Raw genomic sequence first — 12,902 nt, 5'->3', positions numbered from 1 at the left:
AACTCCTGTTTAATGACAGGAGCACATGGGGGAAAAGTAAAAAAGACAGTGGTCTTTTATTGATATACGTCTCTGGAAGCTTTCGGACAGAAAAAACGGTCCGATGATTGGCAATAGATAGTTGGAACATGAACTAAAAGTGATTCGTGTTCTCATATCTTATTTTATTCTTCGGAAGAAGTTGAATAAAATAATCTATAATTAATTTGGAATGTAATACTCTTTTTATATATCTTTGTGCAGTATTTATATCCGTTACCTAAGAAGTAATGGATAAGGTAGATTGCTGATAGATAGCTGCTTATATTTTATTGATGACTTGTGCTGTAAGATTCTACGTAAAAACAATTCAATTGGTTGGCTTCTGTTCTTTTCTTCAAACCAAAACCTTTCAGATAAGTTTGTGTGGTTTTTATTGATTTATGTCCTAATGATTCACTGATCATTTCAATAGGGATTCCCTGGTATTTGGCATTTGTTGCCCAAGAATGCCGGATAGTATATGAACTGACAGGTGATTTTAGGTTTAGCTCTTTTGACAGGCTTTTCAATTGATTGTTGAATCGGCGGAGGGCTGACTGATATTCCTTATATATGCTTTCTTCTTTTCGTCTCTTATCTCCTTTCATTATATTAAATAGGTAGTCTGGGCAATCTTCTCTCGGCGGATTGTTGTTACGCAGTCTGTTTATCTCTTTCTTGGAGGTGTCCAGGATTTCAAGGCTTATTGGTGTGCCTGTTTTTATGCGATTGTATCTAAGGATTCCGTGTTCCAATGCCGATTTTTCTAAATGTGCGAAATCAGAGAACGGCATACCGCAGAATTGGAACATCAACCGTGCGATAGCTTGCGTACGACTTAAGTGTTGGGATTGAGGAGCTTTGTAGAGAAGTGTATGCAGTTCGCTGACAGGGAGTGCCCTTTTCTGCCGTACATCTACGCCAGTGTATACGTCGCGAAACAACCGGGGGATGAAGCGGGCTATACCTGCCTCCACACCACGGTTATAGATGCTGCGCAACATACGCATATAGGTCGAAACAGTGTTTGGTTTCAACCCATGTTCGTGGAGATGCTGTCCGTATCGTCTCAAACTATCGCGGGTGACCTGTCCGAAAGCTATGCCGGGAGTACCGCAGAACCTTGTGAATGACAGAATTGCATTCTTATACACATGTGCTGTCGAATAACGACCTTCTTCCTGTAAATTCCGGATATATGCTTTGGCGCATCCGGTAAATCCGTTTTTATTACTTTTTCGTTTCATAAGCTTGTTTATCTTTACTTGTTATTCAGGGACTATAACAAAAGTAGTTATCTTTTTTGTTGTTAATGCCTTTAAAAACTCTCTGATTACTATCTATTTTTTGTAGTTTTGCTTCGGATTGGAAACGAGGTTATTTGGTTATGTTGCAAAAAACGAAAGGAATAGTTCTTCATACATTAAAATACAATGATACTTCTATCATTGTAGATATGTATACAGAGTTGTCCGGCAGGGCTTCTTTCCTTGTAACAGTACCCCGTTCACGGAAGGCGGCTGTAAAATCCGTACTTTTCCAACCGTTGTCTTTTATCGAGTTCGAGGCCGACTATCGGCCCAATGCAACACTCTATCGTGTGAAGGAAGCGAAATCCTTTTATCCATTTTCTTCCATACCTTATGATCCGTATAAGTCTTCGATGGCACTTTTCTTGTCGGAGTTTCTTTACAGGGCTATCCGGGAGGAGGCGGAGAACCGTCCGTTATTCGCCTATCTGCAACATTCTATCATTTGGCTGGACGAGTGTGGAGAGGGATTTGCCAATTTCCATCTGGTTTTCCTGATGCGTCTTTCGCGTTTTCTGGGGCTTTACCCGAATCTGGAAGATTATCATACCGGCGATTACTTCGATTTATTGAATGCCTGTTTCACTTCCATTCGTCCCCAGCTACATTCTTCTTATATCAATCCTGAAGAGGCCGCCCGTCTCCGTCAGTTGATGCGCATGAACTATGAGACCATGCATCTTTTCGGTATGAGCCGTGCGGAGCGTACTCGCTGCCTGACGATCATGAATGATTATTATCGTTTGCATCTGCCGGACTTTCCGGCATTGAAATCACTGGAGGTATTGAAAGAACTGTTTGATTAATTAGTAACTTCTCTCCATCTGCTTGCTATATATTGTTTTAGCTCCGTTTTAGCGTCCGCCACTGTATATGGTAATTAATCAGGTGATAATAACACTTCTTAATGTGGGTTTGTATGCTGTTCCTGAAAATATATGTTACTTTTGTCCGTAGAGAATAAAAGAGCATGAACAAGAGAGAAAACAATATGAAAAGATTCCTATACCTGACAATCTGTCTTCTCATCCTGGGGGAGTTTTATGGTTGTAACGGAGACGTGTTTGTCGACGACTTCCGTCCTTCCGATTCCGAACTGATGTTGGACGGGAACGGGGATGTTGCCACTATTCAATTTGCAGCTGCCAATTGGGATTGGTTAACAATGTATACAGCTTCCGGTTTTCCCTTTCAATATAAAGTATATGATGCGGACAATCGCCTGGTAACAAATGATCAAGGTCCATTGCTGAACGGATTAGGCAAGATTGTGTGTGTCGGGGAGATGATTGATTTCACCATCGAACGTGTTTATCCCGAAGAAGTGAAGATAACGGTGGGCGAGAATGCCCTTTCCGCTCCTTTTCAATTTCAACTCACGGCAAGCAACGAGTATGAGTGGCAGGAGATACACGTCGAGATCTCTCCGGCAGACAGATATGTAATGGACAGTATTATTTATTCTTTGGATGCATATTCCTACGATCCGGAAAACAAGATAGAGAAAAAAGAAGGTGTCTCCTTTCATAACTTAACATATGTTTCGTCTACATACACGTTTTTTCCTTTCGAGTCTTTTTACCATTTTATGAGATTCAAAAGCGATGTGCCCGAAGCTTTTCAGCTACTGGGCGAAGCCGGTCTGACAGTGGAAATACCAAGTATGAAAGACGGATATTTAGTGATGAACGGCAAACGGGTGCCATTCATTTCTGAGCAACAAATGTTGCCTTCCTCCAATACGGAACAGAAAGAAGACATAATTCCTCCCCGAACTTCTCGATATTACACTTTATTGATGATGTATGACTGGCTGGAAACCAGATATACCCTCTATGTTTCTCACTCCAAATCCAAGAAACAACGAATCGTAACCGGCACGTTACAAAGCAGAATGCCTGTAAAATATAACATAATACACAAGGATATCCCTTTCAATAACTAGCATATCAATGATTAGAAATAGGAACGCCATACGGTTGCTGTGCCTCCTTTGCCTCCTGGTACATCCGGCAATCAACGTAAATCTGGAAGCCCAGACAATCATCGGACAACGGAACGACAGCGTCAGCCATCCCTTGATCCGCCATCAGCTCGGCTTTGACATCCGTCCGGGCTATATCGTCTCCACCCATAGTTTTCTGCAAGGAGACAATGCGCAACAAAAGAAAATCGACCAATCGCTTTCTTTCCATTTCAAGTACGCTTTCAGATTCGGCAAAGAATCCAATCTAGGCAGGCTCTTTCCTCATACCTATCAGGGTATTGGCGTTTCCTACCATACCTTCTTTAGTCCCGTTGAATTGGGAAATCCGGTGTCGGTATACGCTTTTCAAGGGTCACGTATCGCGCAACTGTTGCCCCGCCTATCGCTCGATTATGAATGGAACTTCGGAGCTTCTTTTGGCTGGAAGAAATATGACGAACTATCCAATCCGCAAAACGTGTTGGTTGGCTCCAAGATCAATGCATACATCAATCTCGGCTTTTTGCTGAACTGGCAAGTTCACAGGTATTGGAAACTGGCGGCAGGCGTAGATCTCACCCATTTCTCCAATGGAAACACGCATTATCCTAATGGCGGTCTTAATGTTATTGGAGGAAGAGTCGGCATCGTACGTACTTTGGGCGCGGATGAGGCGCCCGGTTCCATCACTCCCGGACGGCTCTTTATAAAGCCTCACGTCAGCTATGACTTGGTGATTTACGGAGCCACCCGCAAAAGAGGACTGATTGGAGACGATGTGTCGAGTCTGATTCCCGGTTCGTTCGGCGTGGCGGGCATCAATTTCGCTCCGATGTATAATTTCAATAACTATTTTCGGGCAGGGCTTTCTGCAGATGCGCAATATGATGAGAGTGCCAATCTTAAGGAGTATAGAGTGGGCGAGTTCTACTCGGGTGATTTGAAGTTTCATCGTCCTCCTTTCCGTAAGCAATTTGCCATGGGGTTATCTCTTCGGGCAGAACTGGTGATGCCTGTTTTCTCTATCAATGTCGGCGTCGGTCGGAACCTGATATACAGTGGGGATGATACAAAAGGGTTCTACCAGATTCTGGCTCTCAAAACTTATGTCACCCGGCATTTGTTTTTGCACGTGGGATATCAGTTGAGCAAGTTTAAAGACCCCAGCAATCTGATGCTGGGACTTGGATATAGATTCCATGACAAACGATGAAAGGGCAATCTTCGTTTGTTAATAACCTCCTTTTTCAATTTGATTAAAATGTAAGTCCTCCTAATTGGATTATTCCATTGTCCTTCCAAACATGATTCACTTTTACTTCTGTGATACCGGCGTCAGGATATCGTTGCTGATATTCTGATGTTTTATCACTCTGTAGAATATATCCGTATGACATTTTTGTAGCAAATTTAAAACCGAATTTCTCTGTTTTATCGTCATACATTAGGGTTAAAGAGGTAATCTTTTCAGGTTCGTACGACTGCTCTTCAGAACAACTGTATGAAGATACCAATAATTAAAGAGATGTTTATTCCTCTCCTTTTCCCTTAGTTCTACTGGATAATAAAGCTCTTATTTCACATTCACTTCTACGACTGTAAAGACATTATTTGAACGGATATAAAGGTCGAATGTTCCATAAGGTCCGTAGACTATGTCAGGTGCTTTAGTTAGGGTTATTCTTAATTTGTTATTGGCAGATGTTACATTTAATCCTTTTTTTCCTGCACTATGTTCTTTCAAGAAAAACTCAATATTTGGGGGTAATGCTAATTCAACCGTTTCACCTATGTAGTGAAGGCTTCCAATATTATACTTATATGCAGGCAGTTCATTATTGTCAGGGACAATTGGTATGTATTTTACAATTGCACCGATAGTCATGTCGCTATTTAATATTTTAGATACAACATAGGCTTGGTAATAACTTGCTTCTACTTGAATAGCACGATTACCTGACGGAAAATCTATAAGTGTATTTTTATCAAAAATCTGATAAATATGCCCCGGCGTAACCGCTACTTCGTGTGTGAGGTTGGTTAGCGAGGGTAGAATATTTGCTCCAACTCCTGCGCCATTTCCTACGTCAGAAATGAAATTAGAAGATGTGACGAAGTTATTAGCTTCATTGATATAAGTTCCTGATTCGCCCAAATAAGTTTTTCCATTGTGCTCATTAAGCATATTGAGTGTGATGGTGTCTGCCGGATCATTTGGAGTGTCATCATCACTACAACTCATGAAGAATGTAATGCAAAGGGATAATAAAGAAATCCCAATAATTTTTTTCGTATTCATAATAATAAAAAATGGATTGATTAATTAATAACTTATTTGGATGCGTTACTTAGAAAAAATTTATTAATATAATAGTAAGTATCTTTCGAAGCGCTATGAAATAGCAATTGTAGTTTGTATTTCCCCTTAGGGTATTCTTTTTGAGGAGGTAAAAAGAACTTGATTTGGATGCTCTTTTGAGAAGGTATTGAATATCCAATATCATTTTTTACATAATTACTTGGATAAACGAGAGGAAGCCATGAATCATTACTTTCCTTATAGTATGAAAAGAGATCGTTCATATAAAAAATGGTATCATTTGTATCATTTGTAATTTCAGTATTCAAGAATCCGTCTTTTGAACAAGAGTCTTGTAATAAAAAGTAGACTTTTATATTCTCATTTTTTCTTGTGATCAATTCTTTCCCTTGCATTTGTTTTTCTTCTACAATCGTTTCTCCTGGCTCGATGGAATGAATGAAATGTGATATATCCATTTTATATGAATTTAGAGAGTCGGCATTATTTTCATATTCAAGATTTATAGTGTTTCTTGAATTGCTTGTTTTATTATGACAACTGATTAGCATGAATAAAACAATTCCATTGGTTATCAAAATAGATATTAATTTGAACATAAGCTAAATATGAAATGGATTGGATAAGTTACTTATCCAATCCATTGATGAATATTAGTTAAAATGAGCATTTAGTTTTGATGCTATATTATCAACCTTAACAAATATAGATGTAAAAGCTGTGCTTCCTTTATGTATGCCTATTACTTTTTTACTATTTGTCAGATATACTGGACCTCCGCTATCACCGGAAGCACTCAAATATGTAGCTTCTCCCATGTCTGTATAACTTATTCCTCCGACATTTACATTTGCATTGGTACTCGTAATATAACCTTCAGATTGAGCTATAGTCTCTCCTAACTTGGTTACATTATCTCCTGCCCAAATATTATATTCTTCTCCGGTAAGATTTCCATTATTGGGAACGAGGGAGAAATTTGTTATACTAATGAATGCTGCATCAACAGAACCTCCTTGGATTGAAAGATCACAACTACCGATTAGTGTATTATTATAATATGCCGGGTCGCCTGTGTTATAAGCATGTCCTGCGGTAACAAAACCGTCAGTGTTAAATCTAGTAGCTCTATAGCCCATTGACGCAGTGCCTTTAGGTGTGCCTATAGAACTTCCAGGCGATAATGAGTGGTCTTGAAATTTTCTAGTGCATTGTTTAAATACAATTCCTGAAAAGTTCACTACTTCTGATTTAAATTCTTTTATTTCCATTTCATTAAATCTGTTAAGTTCCACCACGACATTATTCTCAAAATCATTTAGATAATAGTATTTTATATTCTTAGCAATTTGAGAATCTTTATTACTACTAATAAATGAAGTTATTTTGGTTAGAATATTATTCAACTCCGTATAAGAATAATTGCCTTGCGTATATATGACATCATTCTCGCCTATTAACCTTATAAGAGTAGCTTTGGTACTTTCTATTTCTCCTTTAAGAAAAACAACAAGTTTACCATCCCCGTTAATATAACTTCCTCCATAATAGTCCGGATAGTCACTAGTACTTAATGAACGACTTTTTGTCATTCCAAATGATTCTAATAATCTTATGCCAGCCTCACGAGCTTTCTCATTGTTTCTTTTTACAATGTTTGGCTGTTCGTTGTTTTCTCTTTGAAGTATATCGTCTGAAGAACATGATGATATGACTAATCCGAAAAACAGCAGAATGGTCAAAGGTAATAATAATTTTTTCATAAGCGAATAATTTGAATTAATAAATGATACGTATTTTACCTCTTCCTTAAAAGGATTGTCTTTTTTATTGGTGAATATCTATTAATGCTCTTCATTACAAACCGAATATTCTATATCGTTGATATAAAGTCGTCATTGAAACGGATTTTACAGGTATACTGTTTACCCAGTCTAAGATCCCGTATGCATCAAGAATATAATCATCGTCGTAGTATGCAAAACAATATAACGATGTCGGATTGTAGATATACCAAATATTGGTATTTGCATTTTTAAACTTATACATTCCAGCTTCGTCTACGTCGTTTATTGAAAATGATAATGTGGTTTGTAGGATAGGATTTATTACTTTATTCGGATTAGATTTGATAGCTAGTTTATAATATTTGCTCTTTTCATTTTTTATAGCATTACTTTTTTCGGTAAAGGTTGCGGCAACACTGTTCGCTTTTAATTCTGCATCGGATTGACTTGCTGCACTTGAATTTGAGAAAATGAGCTTATCTCCTTGTCTTGTGCTTAGCACGGGTACAATATCATATAATTTCTCTCCCGATCTACTTTTGCGGACGTATACTTTCATTATTTCTATATACGGTTCTTCAAGTTGTTCTTGGTGCTGAAAATCCATGTGGGTGTCGTTATATCTTTGCTTAAAGTTTTCTTCCAAAATAAAATCCGATATGGGATAAAGTCCGCCATCTTGAATGTCAATCATTGTATGTGTTCTTGAATCGTTTAATGATTGAAGCCAACTTGTTAAATTAATGGAAGTGTTTTTAACGTCATAAGGAGGTGTTGCAACATTATATCCATAGGCTCCACCCAATGTTTTAATAGAGACGCGCAGTTCTGAAAAAGATTCGTTTGCTGTGGAAGAATTGCCATCTTTTGTTCCAATAGAGAAATCTCCTGACGCAGAGTTTTTATCCCATGAGTAGGACGCATTTATTGATTTATCCATATCACGTTCTTTACTTTTGAAATCTGTACTTTGCTTGTCAAGGCCATAGTATAAAGCCGATGCTCGTCCGCCTGTGTAGTAAGATGTTAAGACAAACTCTCCATAGCTTTGCATTAATTCAACCATTGATGAATTATAAAGGGCATCCACAAATAATTCGTCTAAATAATCTGCTGAAATTCTTTTCAATGCACTAGGAGCGGTTTGTAGAGATATCATTGTATTGACGACCTCAACACTAAGCTCTCCATGTACTGCTTGTTCGGAATCATTGGTATTATGCTTGAAAATATCGGTTACAGTTTTCGTTCTTCCAAATGTGAACGGACCAACATTTAGTGAGAATCCTGATTTGACTGTTTTAGTAAACGATGAAGTAGTTTCTAAGCGTTCAAAGCTAGAGTATGACATAGCTTCTGTTGAGGTTGTCCTCAACTCTTTAGCAACTCTGTATGAAGGATATCTTTCAAGTAGCTTTTCCATATTAACAATTGGAAATCTCGCATTTGAAAAGTCCCCGATAATTGATGTTCCGTTTTCTATGGCATAAGAATTTCCAAGAAAATCTGTAGCATCGGTAAATGATGCCCTAGTACTGGGTCTGGGTGCTATTTTTTTAGACCAAACTTTTGGTAGGTTTGGGTCACGTTCTTGCAAGATGATTTCTGATGTTGAATCATCCTGATTGTTTAGCGAATCAGCATAACTTATTTCGTCTTCATTGTTACATGATGCTATTGCAAACAGTATGATAAATGAAAATATAGTAGATTTTCTCATATAGGTATATTTTTAAAATATGATTGGTGATGATTGGCTTGCATTTCTGATGTTCACTTTTCCTTTTACACTTTGTTGAGTATCCAAGTTTGTCTCTTCAAAATCAACATCAGATATTTCATCTACATGAATCCTTCCGCTCCAACGTCCTGGCAATTTGGCTATTCTAGCATCTTTACCGTCTTCTTTATATTCAATTGTGGCTACATAGTCTACTGATACATCATATTCTTTAAAATAATAGGTCACTGTAAGTTTTGTACGTGGCGAAACTTTGACGGGTTCTATATGTTTTAATGTATTTTCTAATACTCTGCGTACATTGGGCTGGTATTTTGTATCAGTTGGTATACTTGCATTAGGAACAAGATCTATTTCGCCTAATGTAACTGTAGGTCGTGCAAATAGCGTATCTGAGGCTGGAACCTTAAATGCTATTCCCTTTTCTTCTTTAAAATAGGAGTCCTCTTGTACAGTCTTTTCAAATACGAGGTTTTCTCGTATAAATTGGGATGAAGAGTTTGTTATGGCTCGTTTGATAGAGACATTGTCCCTTTGGGTCACAGTTGCGGAATATGGATTGATAAATTCCAGGCTTTTCAGTGTGAATACAGCATCAGGAGTGATAGTAAATTCCTGTTGGGTTCTTTGTGTATATTGGCTGAAACCAACATTATTAGCTTGTATATCTACCACATAATTGAATACATCCCACCATGAACCACTACTTCCTTGGCCAATATATAATTCATTTTGGAGGACATAAGTTCCTGGATTATTAGTAGCAGGTATAATGTCCCAAGAATCCATGGCTCCTGTAGTAGAATTACTGTTCATTGCAAGTAATATTTTTGATTCTGGATTACTAGTGTAATGTCCTACAGCTAGACGAGTTTTCGAGTAGTTTGAATAAATTAAATAGGGTATGCCGGTAATTGATGAGGGAATTTGGACATAGAATTTACCATAAGAGCCAGGATTATATCCCTCATAAGTCACTCTCTGTCCCCAACCAGTGCATGATAAATATCCACCTCCAGTGCTAAGTGTGAAGGGTAACTCTCTAATAGCCCACATGTTTTCAGAAAAATATTGGCTATAGTTACTTGAAGCTACTGATCGTGTCTTCGTTTTCTTTAGTTCATCCATCCTTTCCTTTAACGCTTTTAGCTCATCTGTCATTTTAGACAATTCATAACTTCCTAATTGAAGGCTGTCCGATTCCAATCTTGATAAGTTCAGTTTTTCTGTAGATGACTGAATCTCATTTTCAATCTCACTTTCGCAAGAGCATAATAACAATGTGATGCAAGACACCACTAATAAGAATTTGAAAATGTTTCCCATAATTATTAGTTTTATAGAGTTTATAAAGTATGATGTTTTTATTATTTATCGTTGATTATTCAATTTCAAACTCTCCAACTAAAGTCATGTCTTCTTCTATATAAAGAAGCTTATAATGACCGGCTTTGTAGCCTTTTAAATCAATTTTATAAGTCTTTTGCTCATTAGGAGTTAATATCACATCTTGGAGGATGATATTTTCCTGCTGATCTTTTACTTGGATGATGATCTGTTTGTCTACGTTTTCAAGGAAATGAATTTCAATAGAGTTTTCGTCGAGAATGGCTTCTAAGGGAATAGAAATAGGTGTTTTTTGTGGGTAATCCCATCTTTTGAGAACTAAACTCTTAGTTCTATGCTCTGATAGATTGTTAGCTTTCATTGTCATGAATGAAATACTAATTAATAATAGTACAATACTTAGTTTCCTCATATCTTTAATTGTTTTTTGCAAATTTACGGAGAGATGAGGGGGGAAGCAAGTAAAGTGCATTTTTGAACGTGGACAAACAGATATTGATAATCAGTTATTTATGGAATTTTACGTGGACATTATCTTATGCTGTAGATTATTTTTTTAGAAAACATGATTATTAGTGCATATTTTCGATTAAATATTCATATAATGTAGAATTATTATCTGTTAATGTTATATCTAGTTTTCTTCTAAGTCTGAGGCGTTTTTTTCTTACTGAGTCGACTGTTATATTTAATAATTTTGCTTCAGTGTTAGTGTCGAACCCATACATGTAAAGACAGCAATATAGAAAGTCTTGTTCTGATAGATCTGGGCATAGACTATATATGTATTTATGGAGACTTGGATAGATATGTGTTATTTCATCTGAGATGAGTTTCCATTGTTTTTCTGTTATTAATGGCTTATCATTTCTTGGTTTATTTTGGTTGGCTTGGTATGTTAATTCTTTGAATAGAGGTGAGTTCTCTAGAGATTTATTTTGTAATTCCTTGTAATTAGCAGTCAGAAGACTTATTTCTTCTTGCATTTTATTATAGTTTTCATTTTTTTCTTTAAATGTATCTAGCAATCTTTTTTTCTTTTCCAATTCTAAAGAAACATAGAGCAAATCTGTTTTTATTTGATTTAATTCATCTTGTTGTCTTTGGATTTTTTCTTTCGCTTTTTTGCGATATAGGAGATACCCTATTATTATCAATAATAAGGAGGCTATGCAGATAACTGAAACTATAATGTAGCCTTGTTGCTTAATCTTTAATTTATCTATTTCTTGACTGTTTTTTAGGTGATTATATTTTGACTCTATATTTAATATCCTGGATTGGTTGTCGGCATATACAATAGAATCTAACATGTTAACATATTCTTCTAAGTTAGTAAGAGCATCTATATAATTTTTCTCTGCATTGTAGATTTGATAATATAAAAATTTAATGCTGCATGTATATTCTGGATTATCTTTTGGTATGCTAAATAATAATCTTTTAGCTTTATCTATAGAGTCAGATGCAGTGTATAGGTCTATCAACGCAATATAATTAGGCATTTTATTTTTTCCAGCCAATGCTTTGAGAAAGAACTTTTCAGCTTTATCGTATTTGTCCTGCATGGAATAGATATTTCCTAAGGCATTACTTATTGATGCAGTAACGTTAATATTACTAGTATTAGCAGCTACAGAATCAGCTATAGTTAGAATATTTAGAGCATGTGATAATGAATCCATTTGTGCATATTCACGTCCAATATCTCTTAATGCACAAGCATAACTATCTATATTCTTTTCTTTTTTGAAGCATTCGGCAGCAGTCTCATATCTTTTAATTGCTTCTGTGAACATGAATCTCTCTTTATACAAATCGCCTATATAGCTATAGATGTATCCGGTGAGATTATTGAGCTTATTCTTATCTGCAATATCCAAAGCATTAGTATATATTGACATTGCTTTATCATAATCTCCATCTGCAAAAAAGGATCGACCTAAATAAATCAAGATTTGCACTTGTTCGTCAGGACTACCATGCGAGGAATACCAGTCATAAGCTCTTTCTAATTGGTAAGTTGGTAGGATGCTATAAAAAATTTCGTCTGTAATTTTACCTGATAACATACACCAGCGTGCAAAAGTTTTGTCGTCTAGTTTTTCAGGAGATGATATGCTTTTTAGTAGATTGGATGCACTGTCTGGATTAACAGCAATGACTTTTTCCACTTCATTTAATAGACTGTCGGACATGGATTGTTTGTTGCATCCTGATAGTACTAATATGGATATTATAATTATGCCAATGCTGTTTTTCATTTGTCTGTCGCGGTTCAGTTTTGTTGCAAAAATAATCATTTTCTTTATTTCGTGTCTTTTGATAGGAGATTATTTTAATTTGAGGGATGAAGATTATTAATGTTCGTCTCATACATGAACTTTATTTCAAATATAGCTTTCACCTC

Annotated in this window: 11 protein-coding genes; 3 read left to right on the top strand and 8 right to left on the bottom strand. The window is 36.5% G+C overall.

Annotated features, from left to right (window positions below; all coding sequences use genetic code 11):
• Positions 1–308: 308 nt before the first annotated feature.
• A complete protein-coding gene (locus I2I13_RS04440) occupies positions 309–1,268 on the bottom strand; it encodes a tyrosine-type DNA invertase cluster 3b (protein WP_195648911.1) in 960 nt (319 codons plus the stop codon).
• A gap of 140 nt (positions 1,269–1,408) precedes the next feature.
• On the opposite strand from I2I13_RS04440, the gene recO reads away from it, so the two are divergent.
• The 3 genes from recO (at position 1,409) to I2I13_RS04425 (ending at position 4,510) form a co-directional block, all read left to right on the top strand.
• On the top strand, positions 1,409–2,137 hold the full coding sequence (gene recO, locus I2I13_RS04435) for a DNA repair protein RecO (RefSeq protein WP_004298226.1): 729 nt from the start codon (positions 1,409–1,411) through the stop codon (positions 2,135–2,137).
• Positions 2,138–2,322: 185 nt separating this feature from the next.
• The gene (locus I2I13_RS04430) at positions 2,323–3,276 is read left to right on the top strand and encodes a hypothetical protein (RefSeq protein ID WP_195648910.1); all 954 of its coding nucleotides are present in this window, start codon (positions 2,323–2,325) and stop codon (positions 3,274–3,276) included.
• A gap of 7 nt (positions 3,277–3,283) precedes the next feature.
• Positions 3,284–4,510 carry an acyloxyacyl hydrolase gene (locus I2I13_RS04425; RefSeq protein ID WP_195648909.1) on the top strand — a complete coding sequence of 409 codons (1,227 nt, stop codon included), beginning with the start codon at positions 3,284–3,286 and terminating at the stop codon, positions 4,508–4,510.
• 360 nt (positions 4,511–4,870) lie between these two features.
• On the opposite strand, the gene I2I13_RS04420 is transcribed toward I2I13_RS04425, so the two are convergent.
• The 7 genes from I2I13_RS04420 to I2I13_RS04390 all read right to left on the bottom strand — a co-directional run bounded on the left by I2I13_RS04420 (position 4,871) and on the right by I2I13_RS04390 (position 12,756).
• A complete protein-coding gene (locus tag I2I13_RS04420) occupies positions 4,871–5,596 on the bottom strand; it encodes a DUF5036 family protein (protein WP_195648908.1) in 726 nt (241 codons plus the stop codon).
• A 32-nt stretch (positions 5,597–5,628) separates the two neighbouring features.
• Complete coding sequence (locus I2I13_RS04415) at positions 5,629–6,216, bottom strand: immunoglobulin-like domain-containing protein (protein WP_195648907.1); 588 nt, start codon at positions 6,214–6,216, stop codon at positions 5,629–5,631.
• Positions 6,217–6,270: 54 nt separating this feature from the next.
• Complete coding sequence (locus tag I2I13_RS04410) at positions 6,271–7,380, bottom strand: hypothetical protein (protein ID WP_008649209.1); 1,110 nt, start codon at positions 7,378–7,380, stop codon at positions 6,271–6,273.
• Between the two features lie 94 nt (positions 7,381–7,474).
• Positions 7,475–9,124 carry an MAC/perforin domain-containing protein gene (locus I2I13_RS04405; RefSeq protein WP_195648906.1) on the bottom strand — a complete coding sequence of 550 codons (1,650 nt, stop codon included), beginning with the start codon at positions 9,122–9,124 and terminating at the stop codon, positions 7,475–7,477.
• A 12-nt stretch (positions 9,125–9,136) separates the two neighbouring features.
• Positions 9,137–10,471 (bottom strand): hypothetical protein, encoded by a 1,335-nt coding sequence (locus I2I13_RS04400; protein WP_195648905.1) that lies wholly within the window; start codon positions 10,469–10,471, stop codon positions 9,137–9,139.
• Positions 10,472–10,526: 55 nt separating this feature from the next.
• Complete coding sequence (locus I2I13_RS04395; protein WP_032852698.1) at positions 10,527–10,904, bottom strand: DUF3244 domain-containing protein; 378 nt, start codon at positions 10,902–10,904, stop codon at positions 10,527–10,529.
• Between the two features lie 160 nt (positions 10,905–11,064).
• Positions 11,065–12,756 (bottom strand): lipopolysaccharide assembly protein LapB, encoded by a 1,692-nt coding sequence (locus I2I13_RS04390; protein WP_195648973.1) that lies wholly within the window; start codon positions 12,754–12,756, stop codon positions 11,065–11,067.
• Positions 12,757–12,902 lie beyond the last annotated feature (146 nt).

This window comes from Bacteroides sp. D55t1_190419_B8 (assembly GCF_015558905.1).
GTDB classification, from domain to species: Bacteria; Bacteroidota; Bacteroidia; order Bacteroidales; family Bacteroidaceae; genus Bacteroides; species Bacteroides vicugnae.
This window is presented reverse-complemented; position numbering and strand designations above follow the sequence as displayed.

What these genes read in the sequence shown, in the direction of transcription:
- I2I13_RS04390 (WP_195648973.1), bottom strand. Translation starts at nt 12,756, where the DNA reads ATGAAAAACAGCATTGGCATAATTATAATATCCATATTAGTACTATCA.
- I2I13_RS04410 (WP_008649209.1), bottom strand. Translation starts at nt 7,380, where the DNA reads ATGAAAAAATTATTATTACCTTTGACCATTCTGCTGTTTTTCGGATTA.
- I2I13_RS04440 (WP_195648911.1), bottom strand. Translation starts at nt 1,268, where the DNA reads ATGAAACGAAAAAGTAATAAAAACGGATTTACCGGATGCGCCAAAGCA.
- recO (WP_004298226.1), top strand. Translation starts at nt 1,409, where the DNA reads ATGTTGCAAAAAACGAAAGGAATAGTTCTTCATACATTAAAATACAAT.
- I2I13_RS04430 (WP_195648910.1), top strand. Translation starts at nt 2,323, where the DNA reads ATGAAAAGATTCCTATACCTGACAATCTGTCTTCTCATCCTGGGGGAG.
- I2I13_RS04415 (WP_195648907.1), bottom strand. Translation starts at nt 6,216, where the DNA reads ATGTTCAAATTAATATCTATTTTGATAACCAATGGAATTGTTTTATTC.
- I2I13_RS04425 (WP_195648909.1), top strand. Translation starts at nt 3,284, where the DNA reads ATGATTAGAAATAGGAACGCCATACGGTTGCTGTGCCTCCTTTGCCTC.
- I2I13_RS04400 (WP_195648905.1), bottom strand. Translation starts at nt 10,471, where the DNA reads ATGGGAAACATTTTCAAATTCTTATTAGTGGTGTCTTGCATCACATTG.
- I2I13_RS04405 (WP_195648906.1), bottom strand. Translation starts at nt 9,124, where the DNA reads ATGAGAAAATCTACTATATTTTCATTTATCATACTGTTTGCAATAGCA.
- I2I13_RS04420 (WP_195648908.1), bottom strand. Translation starts at nt 5,596, where the DNA reads ATGAATACGAAAAAAATTATTGGGATTTCTTTATTATCCCTTTGCATT.
- I2I13_RS04395 (WP_032852698.1), bottom strand. Translation starts at nt 10,904, where the DNA reads ATGAGGAAACTAAGTATTGTACTATTATTAATTAGTATTTCATTCATG.